At 70.9% G+C, this 20,408-nt stretch carries 19 protein-coding genes; 13 read left to right on the plus strand and 6 right to left on the minus strand.

From position 1 onward, the window contains the following. Window positions 1-45 precede the first annotated feature (45 nt). Window positions 46-1,281, minus strand: coding sequence for a glycosyltransferase 87 family protein (locus ACWDEW_RS08365; protein ID WP_450511371.1), 1,236 nt, complete (start codon window positions 1,279-1,281; stop codon window positions 46-48). A gap of 123 nt (window positions 1,282-1,404) precedes the next feature. Here ACWDEW_RS08365 and ACWDEW_RS08370 point away from each other — a divergent pair, with 123 nt between their 5' ends. Both ACWDEW_RS08370 and ACWDEW_RS08375 read left to right on the plus strand, forming a co-directional pair. Beyond that, window positions 1,405-2,547 carry a glycosyltransferase family 4 protein gene (locus ACWDEW_RS08370; RefSeq protein WP_450510794.1) on the plus strand — a complete coding sequence of 381 codons (1,143 nt, stop codon included), beginning with the start codon at window positions 1,405-1,407 and terminating at the stop codon, window positions 2,545-2,547. An 89-nt stretch (window positions 2,548-2,636) separates the two neighbouring features. After that, window positions 2,637-4,268: a GMC oxidoreductase gene (locus ACWDEW_RS08375; protein ID WP_450510796.1), complete on the plus strand. Its 1,632-nt coding sequence runs from the start codon at window positions 2,637-2,639 to the stop codon at window positions 4,266-4,268. 13 nt (window positions 4,269-4,281) lie between these two features. Here the strand turns inward: ACWDEW_RS08375 and ACWDEW_RS08380 are convergent, their stop codons facing one another. After that, a complete protein-coding gene (locus tag ACWDEW_RS08380) occupies window positions 4,282-6,078 on the minus strand; it encodes an AMP-dependent synthetase/ligase (RefSeq protein WP_450510798.1) in 1,797 nt (598 codons plus the stop codon). A gap of 338 nt (window positions 6,079-6,416) precedes the next feature. Between ACWDEW_RS08380 and ACWDEW_RS08385 the strand changes: the two genes are divergently transcribed. The 6 genes from ACWDEW_RS08385 to ACWDEW_RS08410 all read left to right on the plus strand — a co-directional run bounded on the left by ACWDEW_RS08385 (window position 6,417) and on the right by ACWDEW_RS08410 (window position 11,664). Further along, a complete protein-coding gene (locus ACWDEW_RS08385; RefSeq protein WP_450511373.1) occupies window positions 6,417-7,172 on the plus strand; it encodes a metallophosphoesterase family protein in 756 nt (251 codons plus the stop codon). A 136-nt stretch (window positions 7,173-7,308) separates the two neighbouring features. Further along, the gene (locus tag ACWDEW_RS08390; protein WP_450510800.1) at window positions 7,309-7,752 is read left to right on the plus strand and encodes an SRPBCC family protein; all 444 of its coding nucleotides are present in this window, start codon (window positions 7,309-7,311) and stop codon (window positions 7,750-7,752) included. Between the two features lie 182 nt (window positions 7,753-7,934). Then, window positions 7,935-9,104 carry an ArsA family ATPase gene (locus ACWDEW_RS08395; RefSeq protein WP_450510802.1) on the plus strand — a complete coding sequence of 390 codons (1,170 nt, stop codon included), beginning with the start codon at window positions 7,935-7,937 and terminating at the stop codon, window positions 9,102-9,104. An 81-nt stretch (window positions 9,105-9,185) separates the two neighbouring features. After that, window positions 9,186-9,671 (plus strand): DUF5304 family protein, encoded by a 486-nt coding sequence (locus ACWDEW_RS08400; RefSeq protein WP_450510804.1) that lies wholly within the window; start codon window positions 9,186-9,188, stop codon window positions 9,669-9,671. Window positions 9,672-9,809: 138 nt separating this feature from the next. Beyond that, complete coding sequence (locus ACWDEW_RS08405; protein ID WP_450510805.1) at window positions 9,810-10,763, plus strand: ROK family glucokinase; 954 nt, start codon at window positions 9,810-9,812, stop codon at window positions 10,761-10,763. Window positions 10,764-10,917: 154 nt separating this feature from the next. Further along, on the plus strand, window positions 10,918-11,664 hold the full coding sequence (locus tag ACWDEW_RS08410) for an endonuclease/exonuclease/phosphatase family protein (protein ID WP_450510807.1): 747 nt from the start codon (window positions 10,918-10,920) through the stop codon (window positions 11,662-11,664). Between the two features lie 184 nt (window positions 11,665-11,848). On the opposite strand, the gene ACWDEW_RS08415 is transcribed toward ACWDEW_RS08410, so the two are convergent. Together ACWDEW_RS08415 and ACWDEW_RS08420 are read right to left on the minus strand one after the other, a co-directional pair. Then, window positions 11,849-12,448 (minus strand): hypothetical protein, encoded by a 600-nt coding sequence (locus ACWDEW_RS08415; RefSeq protein ID WP_450510809.1) that lies wholly within the window; start codon window positions 12,446-12,448, stop codon window positions 11,849-11,851. Then, window positions 12,441-13,253, minus strand: a complete 813-nt coding sequence (locus ACWDEW_RS08420; protein ID WP_450511375.1) for an alpha/beta hydrolase — start codon at window positions 13,251-13,253, stop codon at window positions 12,441-12,443. The genes ACWDEW_RS08415 and ACWDEW_RS08420 overlap by 8 nt, the downstream gene beginning before the upstream one ends. Before the next feature lie 199 nt (window positions 13,254-13,452). On the opposite strand from ACWDEW_RS08420, the gene ACWDEW_RS08425 reads away from it, so the two are divergent. The 5 genes from ACWDEW_RS08425 (at window position 13,453) to ACWDEW_RS08445 (ending at window position 18,345) form a co-directional block, all read left to right on the plus strand. Further along, window positions 13,453-14,202, plus strand: coding sequence for a lysophospholipid acyltransferase family protein (locus ACWDEW_RS08425; RefSeq protein ID WP_450511377.1), 750 nt, complete (start codon window positions 13,453-13,455; stop codon window positions 14,200-14,202). 31 nt (window positions 14,203-14,233) lie between these two features. Continuing rightward, complete coding sequence (macS, locus tag ACWDEW_RS08430; RefSeq protein WP_450510811.1) at window positions 14,234-15,454, plus strand: MacS family sensor histidine kinase; 1,221 nt, start codon at window positions 14,234-14,236, stop codon at window positions 15,452-15,454. Then, window positions 15,451-16,128, plus strand: coding sequence for a response regulator (locus ACWDEW_RS08435; RefSeq protein ID WP_450510813.1), 678 nt, complete (start codon window positions 15,451-15,453; stop codon window positions 16,126-16,128). The genes macS and ACWDEW_RS08435 overlap by 4 nt, the downstream gene beginning before the upstream one ends. A gap of 121 nt (window positions 16,129-16,249) precedes the next feature. Further along, window positions 16,250-17,278: a 6-phosphofructokinase gene (locus ACWDEW_RS08440; RefSeq protein WP_450510815.1), complete on the plus strand. Its 1,029-nt coding sequence runs from the start codon at window positions 16,250-16,252 to the stop codon at window positions 17,276-17,278. Between the two features lie 71 nt (window positions 17,279-17,349). Continuing rightward, window positions 17,350-18,345: a 2-hydroxyacid dehydrogenase gene (locus tag ACWDEW_RS08445; protein WP_450510817.1), complete on the plus strand. Its 996-nt coding sequence runs from the start codon at window positions 17,350-17,352 to the stop codon at window positions 18,343-18,345. On the opposite strand, the gene ACWDEW_RS08450 is transcribed toward ACWDEW_RS08445, so the two are convergent. Next, entirely contained in the window at window positions 18,297-20,177 is a 1,881-nt protein-coding gene (locus ACWDEW_RS08450; RefSeq protein ID WP_450510819.1) for an anthranilate synthase family protein, read from the minus strand. The genes ACWDEW_RS08445 and ACWDEW_RS08450 overlap by 49 nt on opposite strands. Window positions 20,178-20,270: 93 nt before the next feature. Continuing rightward, window positions 20,271-20,360, minus strand: a complete 90-nt coding sequence (locus tag ACWDEW_RS08455) for a trp operon leader peptide (protein WP_450510821.1) — start codon at window positions 20,358-20,360, stop codon at window positions 20,271-20,273. Window positions 20,361-20,408: the final 48 nt, after the last annotated feature.

A 20,408-nucleotide genomic window follows, 5' to 3' on the forward strand; every position in this document is an offset into this window, starting at 1 on the left:
GGAGTGCGTGTCGCCCGCCGCGTGACCGGCAGGACGGGCCCTGCGTCAGGAGGAGGCCGAGGTCGTCTTCGAGCGGGTGGCCTGACTCGGGAGCGGGGGTACGTCCGCCCAGGTGACCGACGCCCGCCACAGTTCGCGGGCGGCGGTGAGCGCCGCCGCGATCAGGAGGCCGTTGCGGAGGAGCAGGAGGACGATGCCGAGGTTGTCGCTGGCCACCACGTCGGCGAACCAGACCGGGAACTCCAGGACCGTCACGAAGGCCGCCGCCAGCACCAGACCGACCGGGAGCTTCATGCGGCTGGCCCGGAAGCAGGAGCAGACGGCCGCGAGGCCGATCAGCCAGACGACGTACTGCGGGCTGATCACCCGGCTGGTGACCGTGAACATCAGCACCGCCACGAAGGCCGCGTCCGCGAGGGTGTGCGGGAGGAAGCGGGCCGCCATCAGGCGCCACAGCATCAGCCAGCCGAAGGCGATCGCGGTGAGGCCGAGGGCGGCCGTGCTGACCCAGTTGACGTAGGGGCCGACGAACTCGACCGAGCCGTAGTTCAGGAGCACCTGGCCCTGCCAGCCGAAGTGCCGGGCCACATGGAAGACCAGGGAGCCCAGCGACTCCACCTCCGTGCCCCGCGCGCGCTGGAAGGTCAGGAAGGCGAACGCGCCCGGCATCGACACCGCGAAGACCGAGGCGACCACCACGACCGTCACCGCCGCCGCGCCCCACGCCCGGCGCCTGACCGCGCCCAGCAGGAGCAGCGCCGGCCACACCTTCAGCAGGGCGCCGAAGCCCACCAGGGCGCCCATCACCCGCGGGTGCCGCGCACCGGCGAGCAGCGCGGCCACGGCGACGGCGGTGACCAGCACGTCGTAGCGCGCGTACACGGTCGGGCCGAGGAGCGGGACGCCCGCCACCCACACCCAGGCACCGCGGAGCGTCCGGCCCGGGCGCAGGCCCGTGTACAGGAGCAGGGCCAGGACCGCGAGGTCGGCGAGGCAGGCGAGGACGAAGAACGCCGACGCGTAGTCGAGGAAGCCCAGCAGGGCGGGGGAGAGGATCGGGAGGGCGGCGGCGGGCGGGTACTGCCAGGTGACGTCGTCCAGCGGGAAGCTGCCGTGCCGCAGGGTCTCGTACCAGCCCTGGTAGATCACCGACACATCGCTGGTGACGTCCGGGCCGGGGAACACGAACACCTTGAAGACGAACAGCAGCAGAACGATCCGGGTCAGGCCCCAGGACCCCAGCAGCGCTGCCAGCCGCCGTCTCGCGCCCGCGATCTCCACCTGAGCCCCTGTTCCGTGCCGTGCCTGCCGGGTGAGGGCCACATGTTCTCCCGAGCCGCTGTGCGATGGCCATGAAGCGCGGCCGTGCCGAGCTGTGAACCCACCCCGGGTAAGGTCGGCCGCGTGCGCAAGACCCTGATCGTGACCAATGACTTTCCGCCCCGGCCCGGGGGCATCCAGGCCTTCCTGCACAACATGGCGCTGCGCCTCGATCCCGAGCGGCTCGTCGTCTACGCCTCGACCTGGAAGCGCGGCCGGGAGGGCGCCGAGGCGACCGCCGCCTTCGACGCCGAGCAGCCCTTCACGGTCGTACGGGACAAGACGACCATGCTGCTGCCGACGCCCGCCGCGACCCGCACAGCCGTCGGGCTGCTGCGTGAACACGCGTGTACGGCGGTGTGGTTCGGGGCGGCTGCACCGCTCGGGCTGATGGCGCCGGCGTTGCGGAAGGCCGGTGCCGAGCGGCTGGTGGCCACCACGCACGGGCACGAGGCCGGGTGGGCGCAGCTGCCCGCCGCGCGTCAACTCCTGCACCGCATCGGGGAGTCGACGGACACGATCACCTACCTCGGGGAGTACACGCGCTCGCGGATCGCCGCTGCGCTGAGTCCGGAGGCGGCGGCGCGGATGGTCCAACTGCCGCCGGGGGTCGACGAGAAGGTCTTCCATCCGGGGTCGGGCGGTGCCGAGGTGCGGGCGCGGCTCGGGCTCACCGACCGGCCCGTCGTCGTGTGCGTCTCGCGACTCGTGCCGCGCAAGGGGCAGGACACGCTGATCCTCGCCATGCCGCGCATCCTGGCCCGGCAGCCCGACACCGTGCTGCTGATCGTGGGCGGCGGACCGTACGAGAAGGATCTGCGGCGGCTCGTGCGGGAGACGGGCGTCGGCGACTCCGTGCGTTTCACGGGGGCCGTGCCCTGGGCCGAACTGCCCGCGCACTACGGCGCCGGTGACGTCTTCGCGATGCCCTGCCGGACCCGGCGCGGCGGGCTCGACGTCGAGGGGCTCGGCATCGTCTACCTGGAGGCGTCCGCCACCGGGCTGCCCGTCGTCGCAGGCGACTCCGGCGGAGCGCCCGACGCGGTGCTGGACGGCGAGACCGGATGGGTGGTGCGCGGCGGGTCCCCGGAGGAGGCCGCCGACCGGATCGTGGCACTGCTCGGGGACCCGGAGCTGCGCCGCACCATGGGGGAGCGGGGCCGGAGCTGGGTCGAGGAGAAGTGGCGCTGGGATCTACTCGCGGAGAGGCTCCGGGCACTGCTGTAGCAGCCGTCTGTCAAAAGCTGCGCCAAAGGTCCGATCCATACTGCGCAGTACCTCTAGGCGGAACCGAATAATCCGCACATGCTGCGCGCATGACAGCAAAACTGACGCAGCATCAGCTGACGAGACGTCAAATACTGGGCATGATCGCCCTCCAGACCGCCGCAGCGGCCGGTCTCACCCGAATCGGCCTCCAGTCGGCGCAGGCGGTCGCACCCGCGGCCGTCGAAACCGCCCCCGCGATCGTCGTCGGCTCCGGCTACGGCGGCGCGGTCGCCGCCCTCCGCCTCGGCCAGGCCGGCATCACCACCCTCGTCCTGGAGATGGGCAGGCTCTGGAACACCCCAGGCTCCGACGGCAAGATCTTCTGCAACACCGCCAACCCGGACCAGCGGTCGATGTGGTTCAAGACCCGCACCGAGGCCCCGCTCGCGAGCTTCCTCTGGCTGGACGTCGTCAACAAGGACATCACCCCGTACCCGGGCGTCCTGGACCGTGTGCACTACGACAGCATGTCCGTGTACGTGGGACGCGGTGTCGGCGGGGGCTCGCTGGTCAACGGAGGCATGGCGGTCACCCCGCGCCAGTCGTACTTCACCGAGCAGTTCCCCACCGTGGACGCCACCGCGATGTACAGCACGTACTTCCCGCGCGCCCGCACCATGCTCGGCGTCAACACCGTCGACCCGACCTGGTTCGAGTCGACCGAGTGGTACCAGTTCACCCGCACCTCGCGGAAGGCCGCCACGAACACCGGTCTGACGACCACCTTCGTGCCCAACGTCTACGACTTCGGGTACATGCAGCAGGAAGCGGCCGGCACCGCCACCAAGTCGGCGCTCGCCCAGGAGGTCATCTACGGCAACAACTACGGCAAGAAGAGCCTCGACAAGACCTACCTCGCCTCGGCACTCGGCACCGGCAAGGTCACCATCCACACCATGGAGAAGGTGAAGGCCGTCACGCGGGCCGCTGACGGGTCGTACCTGCTGACCGTCGACCGGATCGACAACACCGGCGCGGTCGTCGAGACCAAGCAGTACAGCTGTACCTATCTGTTCCTCGGCGGCGGCAGTCTCGGCACCACCGAACTCCTCGTCCGCGCCCGGGACACCGGCACGCTGCCCGCGCTGGACGCCACGGTCGGGGCGGGCTGGGGACCCAACGGCAACACCATGGTGGGCCGCGCCAACCACATCTGGGACACCACCGGCGCCAACCAGGCGACCATGCCGGTCATGGGCATCGACGACTGGTCCAACACCGACAACCCGGTCTTCGCGGAGATCGCGCCGCTGCCGATCGGGTTCGAGACCTGGGTGAGCCTCTATCTGGCGATCACCAAGAACCCCCAACGGGCCTCGTTCACCTACGACTCGGCGAGCGGCACGGTGAAGCTGGGCTGGACCGCGGCCCAGAGCGCGGTCTCGGTCGCCATGGCGAAGAAGCTGTTCGACCGGATCAACTCGGCCAACGCGACGGTCTACCGCTCCGACCTGTTCGGCACGCCCAGCAAGACCTTCGCGGACGACTTCTGCTACCACCCGCTGGGCGGCTGCGTGTTGGGCAAGGCGACCGACAACTACGGCCGGGTGAAGGGGTATTCGAAGCTGTACATCACGGACGGTTCGCTGGTGCCCGGCAACATCGGCGTGAACCCGTTCGTCACGATCACCGCGCTCGCCGAGCGCACGATGGAACGGGTCCTCGCCGAGGACACCTGACCCAACTGGCCCTCTACTTCTGGTAGATGGCCTCGATCTCGTCCGCGTAGTCCCTCGCCACCACATTCCGCTTGAGCTTCAGGGACGGCGTCAGGTGGCCCGACTCCTCCGTGAACTGGGAGGACAGAATGCGGAACTTCCGCACCGATTCCGCCTTCGACACCGCGGCGTTGCCGTCGTCGACGGCGTCCTGGATCGCCTGCAACAGATCCGGGTCGTCGCGCAGCGACGCCGCGGTGGAACCCACCGGCTTGCCGTGCTCGGCCGCCCAGCGGCCCAGGAACTCGTCGTCGATGGTGACCAGCGCGCCCACGAAGGGCCGCCCGTCCCCGACGACCATGCACTCCGCGACCAGCGCGTGCGCGCGGATGCGGTCCTCGATCACGGCCGGGGCGACGTTCTTGCCGCCCGCGGTGACGATGATCTCCTTCTTGCGGCCGGTGATCCTGAGGTAGCCGTCCTCGTCGAGGGTGCCGATGTCCCCGGTGTGGAACCAGCCGTCCGCGAGCGCCTCGGCCGTGGCGGCCTCGTTGTTCCAGTACCCCTTGAACAGGTGCTCGCCGTGCAGCAGCACCTCGCCGTCGTCCGCGATGCGCACGACGGAGCCGGGCAGCGGCTGCCCGACGGTACCGATCTTCGTACGGTCCCACGGGTTGAAGGCCGTGGCGGCACAGGACTCGGTCAGCCCGTACCCCTCAAGAACGGTGAAGCCGATCCCGCGGAAGAAGTGCCCGAGTCGCTCACCCAGCGGAGCGCCCCCGGAGATCGCGTACTCGCCCCGCCCGCCGAGCACCGCGCGCAGCTTGCTGTAGACGAGCTTGTCGAAGGTCCTGTACTTGATCTTCAGACCGAGGGACGGCCCCGACGGCGTGTCCAGCGCGCGGCTGTACGCGATCGCGGTGTCGGCCGCCTTGTCGAAGATCTTGCCCTTGCCGTCCGCCTGCGCCTTGGCGCGCGCCGAGTTGTAGACCTTCTCGAAGACGCGCGGCACACCGAGGATCAACGTCGGCCGGAACGAGGCGAGTTCGTCGGTGAGGTTCTTGATGTCCGGGACCAGGCCCAGCTTGATCGGCGCCATCATGGGCGCGATCTGCACCAGCCGTCCGAAGACGTGCGCGAGCGGCAGGAACAGCAGCACCGAGCACTCTCCGGTGCGGAACAGCGGGCGCAGCCGCTCCACGATGTTGCCGCACTCGGCGAAGAAGCTGCGGTGGGTGAGCACACAGCCCTTGGGGCGACCCGTAGTACCCGAGGTGTACACGATGGTCGCCGGGTCGTCGGCCTTCGCCTGCGAGCTGCGCTCCTCGACGGTCGCGTCCGAGACGCCCTTGCCCGCCCGGCCCAGCTCGTCGACGGCGCCGGCGTCGATCTGCCAGACGTGCTTGAGCGCGGGCAGCTGCGCCCGCACCGACTCGACGGCGGCGGCGTGCCCGTCCTGCTCCACGATCACGGCGGTGGCGCCCGAGTCGGAGAGGATCCACTGCACCTGCTCCGGCGAGCTGGTCTCGTACACCGGCACGGTGATCCCGCCCGCACACCAGATCGCGAAGTCGAGCAGCGTCCACTCGTAGCGGGTGCGGGACATCAGCCCGACCCGGTCGCCGGGCTGGACGCCGGAGGCGATGAGCCCCTTGGCGGCGGCGTGCACCTCGGCGAGGAAGACCGTGGCGGTCACGTCCTGCCAGCCGCCGTTCGCCTTGCGGGCGATGACGGCGACATCTGGGTGCTGCGCGGCGTTTCTGCGGACGATGTCGGTCAGGTTGCCGTCCGCAGGGACCTCGTACAAAGCCGGAAGGCTGAACTCGCGCAAGACTGCTGCTCCTCATAGGGCGCCGGCGCCACGACGTTGTGTGATGCGACGGTCAGGTCCAAGGCTCGGGCAGGTGCGTCAGGACCGGATGATTGAAATCCTGAGCACGACTGGACTGCCCGGACGTTACCCGCCGGTATGGCTCCTACGACAGGGGGGTCCGGCGAGATGTTCGCTGCGTCACACAGATGGGTGTTTCCTCGCGCACAGTAGTCCACCCCTTTCTTGACTGGCCAGTAACGGCAAGCGAGGCCGCCACTGTTCACGTTTGCCGCACACGCCTACGCTTGATCGTCATGGCACCCACACCATCCGGTAACTCCCGGACGCGCGTACATGTGGTCAGCGACGTGCACGGCAACGCCCGTGACCTGGCCGAAGCCGGCGAGGGTGCCGACGCCCTGATCTGCCTGGGCGACCTGGTCCTCTTCCTCGACTACGCCGACCACGCGCGCGGGATCTTCCCCGAACTGTTCGGCGAGGCGAACGCCGACCGCCTGGTCGAGCTGCGCACCGCCCGCCGCTTCGAGGAGGCCCGCGAACTCGGCGCCCGCCTCTGGAGCACGGTCGGCGGCGACCGCGCGGCCCTCATCGAGAAGGCGGTCCGCAAGCAGTACGCGGAGATGTTCGCCGCGTTCCCCATCCCGACGTACGCCACCTACGGCAACGTCGACATGCCGACCCTGTGGCCCGAGTACGCCGAACCCGGAACCACCGTGCTCGACGGCGAACGCGTGGAGATCGGCGGCTGGACGTTCGGCTTCGTCGGCGGCGGCCTGCGCACCCCCATGCGCACCCCGTACGAGATCAGCGACGAGGAGTACGCCGCCAAGATCGAGGCCGTCGGCGAGGTCGACATCCTGTGCACCCACATCCCGCCCGAGGTCCCCGAGTTGGTCTACGACACCGTCGCGCGCCGTTTCGAGCGCGGCAGCCGGGCTCTCCTGGACGCCATCCGCCGCACCAGACCCCGCTATTCACTGTTCGGCCACGTCCATCAGCCGCTGGTGCGCAGGATGCGGATCGGGGCGACCGAGTGCGTGAACGTCGGCCACTTCGCGGGGAGCGGCAAGCCCTGGGCGCTGGAATGGTGACTCCCTTGCCGACCGCCCCTGAAGTCCGCAGGTAGGGGGTGCGGTAAGGGGGTTGGCGGGGAGGTAGCCTTCACGCTGCACGCACAAGCGCACGACGACGACGCCCTGCCGGTCCGCATCTGGAGGAGCCACAGCGATGGCGGAACACACCAGTTCGAGCATCACGATCGAGGCGGCACCGGCCGACGTCATGGAGGTGATCGCCGACTTCGCCCGCTACCCGGACTGGACCGGCGAGGTGAAGGAGGCGGACGTCCTCAAGACCGACGAGCGGGGCCGCGCCGAACAGGTCCGGCTCGTCATGGACGCCGGCGCGATCAAGGACGACCAGGTCCTCGCCTACACCTGGACCGGCGACAACGAGGTCTCCTGGACCCTCGTCAAGTCCCAGATGCTGCGCTCACTGGACGGTTCGTACATCCTCAAGCCCAAGGGCGCGGGAGCCACCGAGGTCACGTACCTGCTGACCGTGGACGTCAAGATCCCCATGCTGGGCATGATCAAGCGCAAGGCCGAGAAGGTCATCATCGACCGGGCGCTGGCGGGGCTGAAGAAGCGGGTGGAGTCGGGGGAGAAGTAGGGGGCTTCCCTTCGCAGTGCGGGTCGGCGTCATCCAGCCCGTCCGGCGCCTTTTCGACACAGGCCGCCGATACCGGCCCGTCCGGCTTTTGAGGACGAGGCCCCTTCAGGGCCGACGGGGGTCCCGGGGCGGAGCCCCCGGCAACGGCGCCCACCCCCACCGACCGACTACCGTTCACAAACATGCGCACCCTCCTGATCACCGGCCCAGGCGGCAGCGGCCGCAGCACCATCGCCGCCGCCACCGCACAAGCCGCCGCAGGCGCCCGCACCCGGACACTGCTCCTGGGGGCAGACCGGGCCGACACCCTCGGCGCGGCCCTGGGCGTGCCGACAGGAGCGGCCCCCGTACACGTCAGCGAACACCTCACCGCCTGGCGCCCCGACGCCACGGAGTCGTTCCGCACGGACCTCACCGCCTTCCAGACCCGGGCCTCCTCCGCCCTCGAACTCCTGGGCGCGGCACGGCTGGACCCGGAGGAACTCACCCCCCTCCCCGGCGCCGAGGAACTGGCCCTGCTCCGCGCCCTGCGCGACGCGGCCCTGTCGGAGGCCTACGACCTGCTCGTGGTCGACCTCCCGCCCACCCCCCAGGCCCTCGCCCTCCTCGCCCTCCCCGAGGAACTCCGCCGCTACCTCCGCCGCCTCCTCCCCGCGGAGCGCCAGGCGGCCCGCGCCCTGCGCCCGGTCCTCGGCCGCCTCGCCGGCGTCCCGATGCCCTCGGAGTGGCTCTACGACACGGCGGGCCGCTGGGACGTGGAACTGGCCGCGGTCGAGGCGGTCCTCGCCGACCGCGACACCTCCGTACGCCTGGTCGCCGAACCCGGCCCGGCCGGCGCCGACGCCGTCCGCGCGGCCGGTCTCGCCCTCGCCCTGCGCGGCCTGCGCCCGGACGCGCTGGTCGCCAACCGGGTGCTGCCCGAGTCCGTCGAGGACACCTGGCTCGCCGCCCTGGGCGTCCAGCAGCGCAAGACCCTGGACGAGTGGCAGGGCACGTACGACTGCTGTCCCGTCCGCCACCTCGGCCACGACCCGCGCGGCACCGACGACCTCGCCGCCCTCGCCGTGCCCGGTGTCAACCAGACAGGCTCCACGGTCGGGTGGCCCGTGACCGACGAGCTCGCCGAGGACGGCGTCCTGGTCTGGCACATCCCGCTGCCCGGCGCGATACGGGACGAGCTGGACCTCGTCCGCCGCGGCGACGAACTGGTCGTCACCGTCGGGCAGTTCCGCCGTATCGTCCCCCTGCCCTCGGCCCTGCGCCGCTGCACCGTGGCCGGCGCGGCACTCCGCGAGGGCGAGCTGCGTATCCGCTTCACGCCCGACCCGGGTCTGTGGCCGCAGGGAAGGTGAGCATTGGTGCGTGCGGAGACGTGAAGCACGTACGCCCATTCGGGTAACGTCGTAGAGACGAACCGTAGTCAGGAGTCCGTCATGAGCGAAGAGCTCCCCCCGTACGACGCCGGCAAGGAAGAGGCGCTCGACGAGGTGCGGGCGACCGACGCCGACGCCTGGGCGACGGCGGCCGCCGAAGACCTCGCGGCGGAGAAGGCCCGCCGCCGCACCCAGTACGGCCCGCCCCCGGGCTCGGCCGCCGAGGAACTGCGCAAGCTCGTCGACACCGTCGCGGACAAGCTGTCCGGCCTCCAGTCCCCGCTGCTCGGCCAGGTCGCGGGACCGGCCGCCCAGCAGGTGGTGAAGCAGGTCGTCCAGCAGGCCAAGGCCGCCGTCGAGCCCGTCATCGAACGCAACCCGGACGTCTTCGACCACCTCGCGGCGGCCGGCGGCGAACTCCTCGCCGCCTACCGCTCCGCCGTCCAGGCCCAGGAACAGCGCTGGACGGCCCGCGACAGCGAACTGAAGAAACTGCGCGACCCCGGCGACGACTCCGGCCCCGGGGAGCGCATCGACCTCGACTAGCCAGTCCCGAGGGTCCGCCGCCGCCGTCCCGTCCGCACGGTGGTGACGGTCCCGTCCTCAGGACCGACGTCGCGAATCCGACGTCGGCCCCTCGGGTACGGTGGGCCGTAGCGGGGCTCGACCGAAACTGAGGGATTCATGGGACTCACCATCGGCGTCGACATCGGCGGCACCAAGATCGCGGCCGGCGTGGTCGATGAGGAAGGCAACATCCTGTCGACCCACCAGGTGCCCACCCCGGGCACGCCCGAGGGCATCGTCGACGCCATCGCCGCCGCCGTCGACGGAGCGCGCGCCGGGCACGAGATCGTGGGCGTGGGCATCGGCGCGGCAGGGTACGTCAACCGCCAGCGCTCCACGGTCTACTTCGCGCCGAACATCGACTGGCGCCAGGAGCCGCTGAAGGACAAGGTCGAGGCCCGCGTGGGCCTCCCCGTCGTCGTGGAGAACGACGCGAACGCCGCGGCCTGGGGCGAGTACAAGTTCGGCGCCGGCAAGGGCCACCGCAACGTCATCTGCATCACCCTCGGCACCGGCCTCGGCGGCGGCATCATCATCGGCAACAAGCTGCGCCGCGGACACTTCGGGGTGGCCGCCGAGTTCGGCCACATCCGCATGGTCCCGGACGGCCTGCTGTGCGGGTGCGGCTCGCAGGGCTGCTGGGAGCAGTACGCCTCCGGCCGCGCCCTCGTCCGCTACGCCAAGCAGCGCGCCAACGCCACCCCCGAGGCCGCCGAGGTGCTGCTCGGCCTCGGCGACGGCACCCCGGAGGGCATCGAGGGCAAGCACATCTCCATGGCCGCCCGGCAGGGCGACCCGGTCGCCGTCGACTCCTACCGCGAACTGGCCCGCTGGGCCGGCGCCGGTCTCGCCGACCTGGCCTCCCTCTTCGATCCCTCCGCGTTCATCGTCGGCGGCGGCCTCTCGGACGAGGGCGAACTCGTCCTCGACCCGATCCGCAAGTCCTACAAGCGCTGGCTGGTGGGCGGCAACTGGCGCCCGGTGGCCGACGTGATCGCCGCCCAGCTGGGCAACAAGGCGGGCATGGTCGGCGCCGCGGACCTGGCGAGGGAGCCGGACCCGATCATGTGAGGCGCGCTGCTCTCAGGGGCGCGCGGCGGTAGCCGATGTGCGGCTACCGCCGCGTGCGCGCGACCAGCCACATCCGACCGGCAGTCGCCCACGAACCTCACGTCGCCGGACATTGGGCGCGCGGTCCTCTCCATCCCCGCGTAAATTGATCCACATGGCGCCGCTCCCCAACTCCCGCACCGAATCCGACGGTTCCGCGATCGTCCGCGTCCTGAGCTACAACATCCGCTCGATGCGCGACGACACCGCCGCCCTGGCCCGGGTGATCAGGGCCTGCGCCCCGGACCTCGTCCTGATCCAGGAAGCCCCCCGCTTCTTCCGCTGGCGCAAGAAGCTCGCCCGCCTGGCCTCCGCGTCCGACCTGGTCGTCCTCTCCGGCGGAGGCACCGCCGCGGGCCCGGCCCTGCTCTGTTCCCTCCGCGCCACGGTCGAACGCACCGAGGACGTACTCCTCCCGCTCACCCCCGGCGAACACCGCCGCGGCTTCGCAACCGCGATCGTCCGCTTCGGCGCCGCCCGGCTCGGCGTCCTCAGCTGTCACCTGAGCCTCCGTGACGACGAGCGCTACGACCAGGGCGGCATGCTGCTCGACCGGCTGGCCGGTCTGGGCGTGGACCACGCGATCGCGGGCGGCGACCTCAACGACCGACCAGGCGGCCGGACGTTCACCCGGCTGGCCAAGGACCTCCAGGACTGCTGGGCCACCTCACCCTGGGGCAAGGAGTACACCTGGACCCCCGGCAACCCCTTCCAGCGTATCGACGCGATCTTCGCGACACCGGGCGTCGAGGTACTGGGCTGCGGGGTGCCGCTGGGGCTGCCGGGGGTGGAGGAGGCCGACATCAGGAGGGCGACGGATCACTTCCCCGTGCTGGCCGCGGTGCGCGTGCCCGCGCCCTGAACCACAGCCGCCGGGCGGAGTCCGGCGCAGCCGCCCGAAGCCCCTGAGGCCCACCGGGCCGAGCAGTGCGGGGGCGTTGAGAGGCACTGCCTGAGGGCGGCCACGGACCACTTCCCGGTCCTGGCCTGCCGCAGAATCCCCGCACACGTGCCCGCGAGCCGGCCGCCCGCGGAATCCCCGCGCGTCAGACGACGGCCCCGCGCCCGGGGTCGTCCCCCTCCTCGTCGTCCGTCCGCATCCGCATCACCAGCGTGCCGAAGCCGCCCAGGAAGCCGCCGATGCCGACGGTCGCGAGCCACCAGGTCATGTCCCAGCCGAGCAGCACCGCGAGCAGCAGCAGGATCGGGCCGCCGATCACCCCGAGCCAGGCGAACTTGGCCGTCGTGTCGGCGGCCGGCAGCGGAGGCGGCTCCGGCGGCACGAAGTGGCCCTCGTCGTCCTCGTCGAAGTCCTCCTCGGAGGCGTCCGGCGCGCTGTAGTCACGGGGACCTCCGACACCGGGCGCGAAGGAGACGGAGCTGCCCAGCGGCTTGGCGGGCGGCGGCTCCTCCGTGCCTTCGTCCTTGCCGTTGGGGGACTGCTCCTTGGCCCTGGGCTGCTCGTCGTTCTTCTCGGGGTCGAGCAGCGCCAGGTCCTCGATCGACTTGAACGGCTTGGCGCCCGGCGGATCCTTGGGCTCGTCGCCGTATCCGGCGACGATCGCGGCCCACGCGGCCTCCTCGTCGAACGGGACGCCCTGCTCGTCCGGTTCGAGGCCCTCGCGGTCGGAGTCGTGCTCAGCCACCTGTGGCCGTCCCTTCCTGCTCGCTCACCCGGCCCGTGTCGGACGCCTGCTTGCCGACACTGGGTGCGAGCCGGCCGATGAACGTGAAGCTCTCCTCGAAAATCCGGTCCGCGTCGTGGTCCAACGTCGCGACGTGGTAGCTCTGTTCCAGCAGGATTTCCGTCACGTCGGCCGAGGAAACGCGACTGAGGACACGGGCCGAGTCGGCCGGCGGCACCACATGGTCCTGGGGGCTGTGCAACAGCAGGAGCGGCTGGGTGACCTGCGGGAGCTCGCGGTCGACCAGCCGGAAGAAATTGCGCAGCGAGTGCGCGGAGTGCAGCGGCACCTTGTCGTAGCCGACCTCCTCGCTGCCCTCCTTCGCGATGTCGCTGGCGATACCCGGCGCCGTACGCACCAGGTGGCGGGCGACCGGAAGGGCGTACGCGGCGAGGCCGTGCACCTTGATACCGGGGTTGACGACCACGACGCCGCTGATCGCGTCGCCGTGCTTGGCGGCCAGCCGCAGGGCCAGCGCGCCGCCCATGGACAGGCCCGCGACGAAGACCTGCGAGCAGCTCTCGCGCAGGGCGCGCAGCTCGCGGTCCACCTCCGCGTACCAGTCCTGCCAGCCGGTGAGCTGCATGTCCTCCCAGCGGGTGCCGTGCCCGGGCAGCAGCGGCAGCGACACGGTGAGGCCGCGCTCGGCCAGATACTCCGCCCAGGGGCGCAGCGACTGCGGGGAACCGGTGAAGCCGTGGCAGAGGAGAACTCCGACCTCCCCGCCCTCGTGGCGGTACGGCTCGGCTCCGGGGAGGACCGGCACCTTCGGTCTCCTGTTCATGAGAGGGGCGTGTTCATGTTCATGAAGAAGGGTGTGCGTCAGTGAGGCGTGAACGAGTCCAGGTGCGGTTAACCGTACGCGACCGCACTGACACCGACCAGGGCCGTCGGGTCCTTTGACAGCGCTCCGGGTTAAGGTCTGATCGACGAGCACAGGAGGCACTCGGTTGTTGTACGGCACGATGAAGGTCGCCATCGGTGGGCCGCTGAAGGTCGCCTTCCGGCCGTGGGTGGAGGGCCTGGAGAACATTCCGGCGGAGGGTGCCGCCATCCTGGCGAGCAATCACCTCTCGTTCTCGGACTCGTTCTTCCTGCCCGCGGTCCTCGACCGCAAGGTGACCTTCATCGCGAAGGCCGAGTACTTCACGACGCCCGGGGTGAAGGGCAAGCTGACGGCCGCGTTCTTCAAGGGCGCCGGCCAGCTTCCGGTGGACCGCTCGGGTGCGCGCGGGGCGGGCGAGGCCGCGATCAAGGCCGGGCTCGACGTTCTGGAGCGCGGTGAACTGTTCGGTATCTATCCGGAGGGCACGCGCTCCCCGGACGGCCGTCTGTACCGAGGCAAGCCCGGTGGCCTCGCGCGCGTGGCGCTCGCCAGCGGCGCCCCGGTGATCCCGGTCGCGATGATCGACACGGAGAAGATCCAGCCGCCCGGCAAGGTCGTGCCGAAGCTGATGCGCCCGGGCATCCGGATCGGCAGGCCGCTCGACTTCAGCCGGTACAACGGCATGGAGCACGACCGTTTCGTGCTGCGCGCCGTGACCGACGAGGTCATGTACGAAATCATGAAGCTCTCCGGCCAGGAGTACGTCGACATCTACGCGACCGCCGCCAAGCGGCAGATCGCGGAGGCGGCGAAGGCCGAGAAGGAAGCGGACAAGGCCACCAAGGCCGCGCTCGCACAAGCGGAGAAGGAACAGACCGGGTCCTCGTAGCGGGGGCAGTCTGTTGTCGGGGGTGGGGGAGTTGGCCAAGCGCGAGCGTGTCATCAGGATGTCCGTCGAGCAGCCGCTGTGGCGTGCCCTGAGCGGTTACCGGGTGCTGACCATGCTGTACGCGGTCGGACTGTTCGCCTCCGAGTACGACCAGTTCGACCGTCCGGGCATCGCCATCGCCTTCTACGTCGTCCTGTTCGTCTGGACGCTCGCCACCCTGCCCCGCGTGCAGAGCGCGGTCGCCTGCACCAAGCGCTTCCTCGCCGTCGACCTCGCGATCGCGCTGACCGGCATCGTCCTCACCCCGCTCGCGGCCGACGCGCACCACATCGACAGCGGCGGGCCCACGCTGCCGTCGATATGGACCGCGGGCTCGGTCCTCGCGTACGCCATCAAGGGCGGCTGGCGCTGGGCCGCGTTCGCCTCCACCCCGGTCGCCGTCGCCAACCTGATCGAGCGCGGCTCCCCGGCCCGCGACACGGTCCACAACGTGGTCCTCGTCTGGGTCGCCTCCATCGCGATCGGCTACGTCGTGGAGGTCGCCCGCGCCTCCGAGCGCACCCTCGCCCGCGCCCTGGAGATCGAGGCCACCACCCGGGAGCGGGAGCGGCTGGCCCGGGACATCCACGACGGTGTCCTCCAGGTGCTGGCCATGGTGCAGCGGCGCGGCGCCGTGCTCGGCGGCGAGGCCGGCGAACTGGGCCGGATGGCGGGCGAGCAGGAGATCGCGCTGCGCACCCTGGTCTCCGGCGGCCTGGTGCCCGTCTCCCGGGTGTCGCTGGACGCGGCGGAGGGTGCGGTCGTGAGAGCCGTGGAGGAAGAACCCGATGAGGTCGACGACGGGCCGGTGGATCTGCGGTCGCTGCTCGCTCCGTACGCCGCCGCGAAGGTGAGTTTCGCCGAGCCCGGTGCCCCGGTGCCGCTGCCCGCGCCCGCGGCGAAGGAGCTGGCCGCGGCTGTCGGTGCCGCCCTGGACAATGTGCGCAGGCATGCCGGTGCGGACGCCCGTGCCTGGATCCTGGTCGAGGACGAGCCAGGAGAGGTCGTGGTGACCGTGCGGGACGACGGGCCCGGTATCCCCGAGGGGCGGCTCGCGCAGGCCGAGGGGGAGGGGCGGCTCGGGGTCGCCCTGTCGATCCGGGGGCGGCTGCGGGACCTCGGCGGCAGCGCCGAGCTGGTCTCGATTCCCGGGCAGGGCACGGAAGTTGAACTGAAAGTACCGAAGGCGCGGGGGAAGGCGGGGACACGATGAGTGAGCAGCGGGGCCCGATCAGGGTCATGGTGGTCGACGACCACCCGATGTGGCGCGACGCGGTCGCCCGCGACCTGGCCGAGTCTGGCTTCGACGTGGTCGCCACCGCCGGGGACGGCGAACAGGCCGTACGCCGGGCACGGGCCGCCGCCCCGGACGTCCTGGTCCTCGACCTGAACCTGCCGGTGCTGCCCGGCGTCCAGGTCTGCAAGGAACTGGTGGGCGCCAACCCGGCGTTGCGCGTCCTGGTCCTCTCCGCGAGCGGTGAGCACGCCGACGTGCTGGAGGCGGTGAAGTCGGGTGCGACCGGCTATCTGCTCAAGTCGGCTTCCACGGAAGAGCTGTTGGACGCGGTGCGCCGGACGGCGGTCGGCGACCCGGTGTTCACTCCCGGGCTCGCCGGACTGGTCCTCGGCGAGTACCGCCGCCTCGCCTCCGACCCGGCACCGGCCGCCGACAGCGACGAGCCGAAGGCGCCCCAACTCACCGACCGCGAGACCGAGGTGCTCCGCCTGGTCGCCAAGGGCCTGAGCTACAAGCAGATCGCCGAGCGCCTGGTCATCTCGCACCGCACGGTCCAGAACCACGTCCAGAACACCCTGGGCAAGCTCCAGTTGCACAACCGGGTGGAGCTGGTGCGGTACGCGATAGAGCGCGGCCTCGACGACGCGTAGCCGGACCGGCTAGATCAACTACCCCACAATTCAGGTGAATTGACCTTCCCGCCCATCCCTCTGTGACCTGGATCACCATTAGCGTGGCTGTCACAGGAAACTGCGGCGAAGGGAATCTTCCATGCGCGTCGGAGTACTGACCGGAGGCGGCGACTGCCCCGGACTCAACGCCGTCATCCGGGGCATCGTCCGCAAGGGCGTCCAGGAGTTCGGCTACGACTTCGTCGGCTACCGGGACGGCTGGCGAGGTCCGCTCGAAGGCGACACCGTCCGTCTCGACATCCCCGCCGTGCGCGGCATCCTGCCCCGCGGCGGCACCATCCTCGGCTCCTCCCGCACCAACCCGCTGAAGCTGGAGAACGGCATCGCCCGGATCAAGGCCAACCTCGCCGCGCAGGAGGTCGACGCGCTCATCGTGATCGGCGGCGAGGACACCCTGGGCGTGGCCGCGCGGCTCTCGGACGAGTACGGCGTCCCGTGCGTCGGCGTACCGAAGACCATCGACAACGACCTGTCCGCCACCGACTACACCTTCGGCTTCGACACCGCCGTGGGCATCGCCACCGAGGCCATCGACCGGCTGCACACCACCGCCGAGTCGCACATGCGGGTCCTGGTCTGCGAGGTCATGGGCCGCCACGCCGGCTGGATAGCGATCCACTCCGGCCTGGCCGGCGGTGCCAACGTCATCCTCATCCCCGAGCAGCGCTTCGACGTCGAGCAGGTGTGCGGCTGGATCACCTCCCGCTTCAAGGCCTCGTACGCCCCGATCGTGGTCGTCGCGGAGGGGGCCATGCCCAAGGACGGCGATGTCGTCCTGAAGGACGGCACCCTCGACTCCTTCGGGCATGTCCGGCTGTCCGGGGTCGGCGAGTGGCTGGCCAAGGAGATCGAGAAGCGGACCGGCAAGGAGGCCCGCACCACCGTCCTCGGCCACATCCAGCGCGGCGGCACCCCCAGCGCCTTCGACCGCTGGCTCGCCACCCGCTTCGGCCTGCACGCCATCGAGGCCGTCCGCGACGGCGACTTCGGCAAGATGGTCGCCCTGCGCGGCACGGACATCGTCCGCGTACCGATCGCGGAGGCCACGGCCCGGCTGAAGACGGTGGACCCGAAGCTGTACGAGGAGGTCGGGGTGTTCTTCGGCTGAAGCGGCCGAACCGGCGCTGGTGGGTTGTCGGCCGTATATTCGGCCCATAACCCACCAGAACGGGAGCGGTCGTGGAGATCCTTGCCTTCGGTGTCCAGGCCGACGAGCGGCCGCTGATCGAGAGCGCGTTCGCGGGACACCACGAGGTCCGCTGTCTGAGCGTCTTCCTCGACGAGGACACCGCCCCCATCGCGGCCGGCCACGAGGCGATCTCCACCAGCGTCAACGCGGACCTGAACCCCCACGTCCTGCGGACCCTAGCGGCCGGCGGCACCCGACTGATCGCCCAGCGCTCGACCGGCTTCAACAACATCGACCTGGACGTGGCCGAGCGTCTCGGCCTCACGGTCGCCCGCGTCTCGTCCTACTCGCCGTACTCCGTCGCCGAGTTCGCCTGGACCCTCGCGATGGCCGTGAACCGTCGGATCGTCCGCGCCGCGACCCGCACCCGCGACTTCGACTTCCGGCTCGACGGGCTGATGGGCCGCGACCTGCGCGGCCGTACCGTCGGAGTGCTCGGCACCGGAAAGATCGGCGAGGCGTTCACCCGGATCGCCCACGGCTTCGGGATGCGGTTGCTGGGCTGGGACGTCGCCGAGAACCCGGCGTGCGTCGAGCTCGGCATGGTCTACGTCCCCAAGGAACAGCTCCTCGCCGAGTCCGACCTGGTCACCCTGCACGTCCCGCTGCTCCCGGACACCCAGCGGCTCATCGACGCCGACGCGCTGAAGGCGATGAAGGACGACGCGATCCTCGTCAACTCCAGCCGCGGCGGCCTGATCGACACCGCGGCCCTCGTCGCCGAACTGCGCGAGGGCCGCTTCACGGGCGTGGGCCTGGACGTCTACGAGGCGGAGGCGGGCCTGTTCTTCCTCGACAAGTCGCTGGAAGCCGTCGACGACGACACCCTGGCCCGCCTCGTCACCTTCCCGAACGTCCTGGTCACCTCCCACCAGGCGTACTACACAGAGGACGCCGTCGGCCAGATCATCGACGCCACGGTGCGCAACGTCCTCGACTACACAGCCGGCCGCCGCTCCGAGAACGTGCTCGTGCCCCGCAGCTGACCCATCAACTCCCGCACGACAGCAGCCCCGTTGAGCGTCAGCACCGACTCCGGGTGGAACTGCACACCGGCGAACCCCGGCCCCCGCAGGGCGTGCACCTCACCCCTCGCGCCACGGCTGACCTCCACCCCGTGGGCGCCCAGCTCGGCGGCGGCCTCGTCGTCGCACCGCGCCACGAAGCTGTTGTAGAAGCCGACGGTCTCCTGCCGCCCGAACAGGTCGACCGCCGTCTGCGCCCCCTGGTACGGAACCTCCTTGCGTACGATCTCCAACCCCAGCTCCGCCGCGATGAGTTCGTGCCCGAGGCACACGCCGAGGACACCGTGCCGGTTCTCGCGGAGGGCCTCGGCGGTCAGTGCCCGCAGGAACCGCATCTTCGGGTCGGCCGTGTCGGAGGGGTCACCGGGGCCGGGCCCCAGCACCACCGGCCCCTCGTGCGCGAGCACCGCCTCCCGCAGCCCCTCCTCGTCGTACCGGCGCACGGTCACCTCCAGGCCGCTCGACCGCAGCACGTGCGCGAGCATCGCCGTGAAGGTGTCCTCGCCGTCGACGACCAGCGCGTGCCCGGTCAGTTCCTCGGACCGTTCCTGCATCCGCAGCCAGAAGGGGGCCAGGGAGGTGCGGCGACCATCGAGGGCGGCGCGCACCCGGGGGTCGTCGGCGAGCCGGGGGCGCGTGCTCTCCTCGCGCGGCCGGGACGGTCGTACGCCGAGAGCGGCCAGGACGCCCGCCGCCTTCGCCTGGGTCTCCGCGACCTCGCCCGCCGGGTCGGAGCCGCGGACCAGGGTGGCGCCGACCGGGACCCGCAGGCGGCCGGCCGGGTCGATGTCGGCGGTGCGGATGAGGATGGGGGAGTCGAGGGTCTGGGCGCCGCCGGAGTCGTGGCCGAGCAGGGCCAGCGCGGCGCCGTAGTAGCCGCGCCCGCCGGTCTCGTGCCGTTCGATGACCCGGCAGGCGTTCTGCACCGGCGACCCGGTGACGGTCGCCGCGAACATGGTCTCCTTCAGGACCTCCCGCACATCCAGCGAGGACCGGCCGCGCAACTCGTACTCGGTGTGCGCGAGATGGGCCATCTCCTTCAGTCGCGGCCCGACCACGACCCCGCCCATGTCGCCGACCGTGCACATCATCTTCAGTTCCTCGTCGACGACCATCGACAGCTCCTCGATCTCCTTGCCGTCGGCCAGGAAATCCAGCAGGTGCTCGGGCGTCGGCCCCTCCGCCGGATAGCGGTACGTCCCGCTGATCGGGTTCATGACGACCGTGCCGCCGGACATCCGGACGTGTACCTCGGGACTGGCCCCGACCAGCGTCCGCTCCCCGGTGTGCACGACGAACGTCCAGTACGCGCCCCGCTCACCCACCAGCAGCCGCCGGAACAACGCCAGCGCGTCCGCCCTGCCGTACCCCGGGATCTCGCCCTCGTACGTCCGCCGAATGACGAAGTTGGCGCCCTCGCCCCGCCCGATCTCCTCCCGCAGCACCCGCCCGACGATCTCCCCGTACTGCTCGTCGCCGACGTCGAAGCCGCCGCCCTCGACCCGGACGTCGTGCGCGGGCAGCTGGTCCAGGGCGTCCGAGAGCGGGATGCCGTACGACTCCTCGGGGGTGAGGAAGACCAGGGGAGCGCCGTCGTCGCGGACGTCGAAGCCGCGCTCGCGGATCTGGCGGTAGGGGATCAGTGCCAGGCCCTCGGCGGGGAGGTCCGCGAGGCGGTCGTGGGTGGAGACCGGGCCGAGGAAGACCTCCACCGTGTTCTCGTCGTGGCCCGGCGTGCGGCGGCGCAGCAGGGCGAACGGTCGGTCGTCGGTCAGCAGCTGTGTCAGGTCCATGGTTCCTCTGTCGTCGATGGAGGAGGAACGACCCCGGAAACGCCGAAGGCCGCCCCTCGGGCGGCCTTCGCGAAGTACTGGGAGTACGCGCAGTCAGTGGGCCGCCGGATGAGCGGTCCACCACCAGTTCTGGGTCGAATGCGCGAACATGGCACGCACCCTACCCCACGCGCAGGTGAGCATTGGGGCGTCTCACCTGTCGAGCCGTGCGAAAACGACTCGACACGACCC

The sequence above is a fragment of the Streptomyces sp. NPDC001100 genome, from assembly GCF_053598575.1.

What these genes read in the sequence shown, in the direction of transcription:
- ACWDEW_RS08425 (WP_450511377.1), top strand. Translation starts at nt 13,453, where the DNA reads ATGAAGGTCGCCATCGGTGGGCCGCTGAAGGTCGCCTTCCGGCCGTGG.
- ACWDEW_RS08375 (WP_450510796.1), top strand. Translation starts at nt 2,637, where the DNA reads ATGACAGCAAAACTGACGCAGCATCAGCTGACGAGACGTCAAATACTG.
- ACWDEW_RS08395 (WP_450510802.1), top strand. Translation starts at nt 7,935, where the DNA reads ATGCGCACCCTCCTGATCACCGGCCCAGGCGGCAGCGGCCGCAGCACC.
- ACWDEW_RS08410 (WP_450510807.1), top strand. Translation starts at nt 10,918, where the DNA reads ATGGCGCCGCTCCCCAACTCCCGCACCGAATCCGACGGTTCCGCGATC.
- ACWDEW_RS08405 (WP_450510805.1), top strand. Translation starts at nt 9,810, where the DNA reads ATGGGACTCACCATCGGCGTCGACATCGGCGGCACCAAGATCGCGGCC.
- ACWDEW_RS08440 (WP_450510815.1), top strand. Translation starts at nt 16,250, where the DNA reads ATGCGCGTCGGAGTACTGACCGGAGGCGGCGACTGCCCCGGACTCAAC.
- ACWDEW_RS08435 (WP_450510813.1), top strand. Translation starts at nt 15,451, where the DNA reads ATGAGTGAGCAGCGGGGCCCGATCAGGGTCATGGTGGTCGACGACCAC.
- ACWDEW_RS08390 (WP_450510800.1), top strand. Translation starts at nt 7,309, where the DNA reads ATGGCGGAACACACCAGTTCGAGCATCACGATCGAGGCGGCACCGGCC.
- ACWDEW_RS08455 (WP_450510821.1), bottom strand. Translation starts at nt 20,360, where the DNA reads ATGCTCACCTGCGCGTGGGGTAGGGTGCGTGCCATGTTCGCGCATTCG.
- ACWDEW_RS08450 (WP_450510819.1), bottom strand. Translation starts at nt 20,177, where the DNA reads ATGGACCTGACACAGCTGCTGACCGACGACCGACCGTTCGCCCTGCTG.
- ACWDEW_RS08400 (WP_450510804.1), top strand. Translation starts at nt 9,186, where the DNA reads ATGAGCGAAGAGCTCCCCCCGTACGACGCCGGCAAGGAAGAGGCGCTC.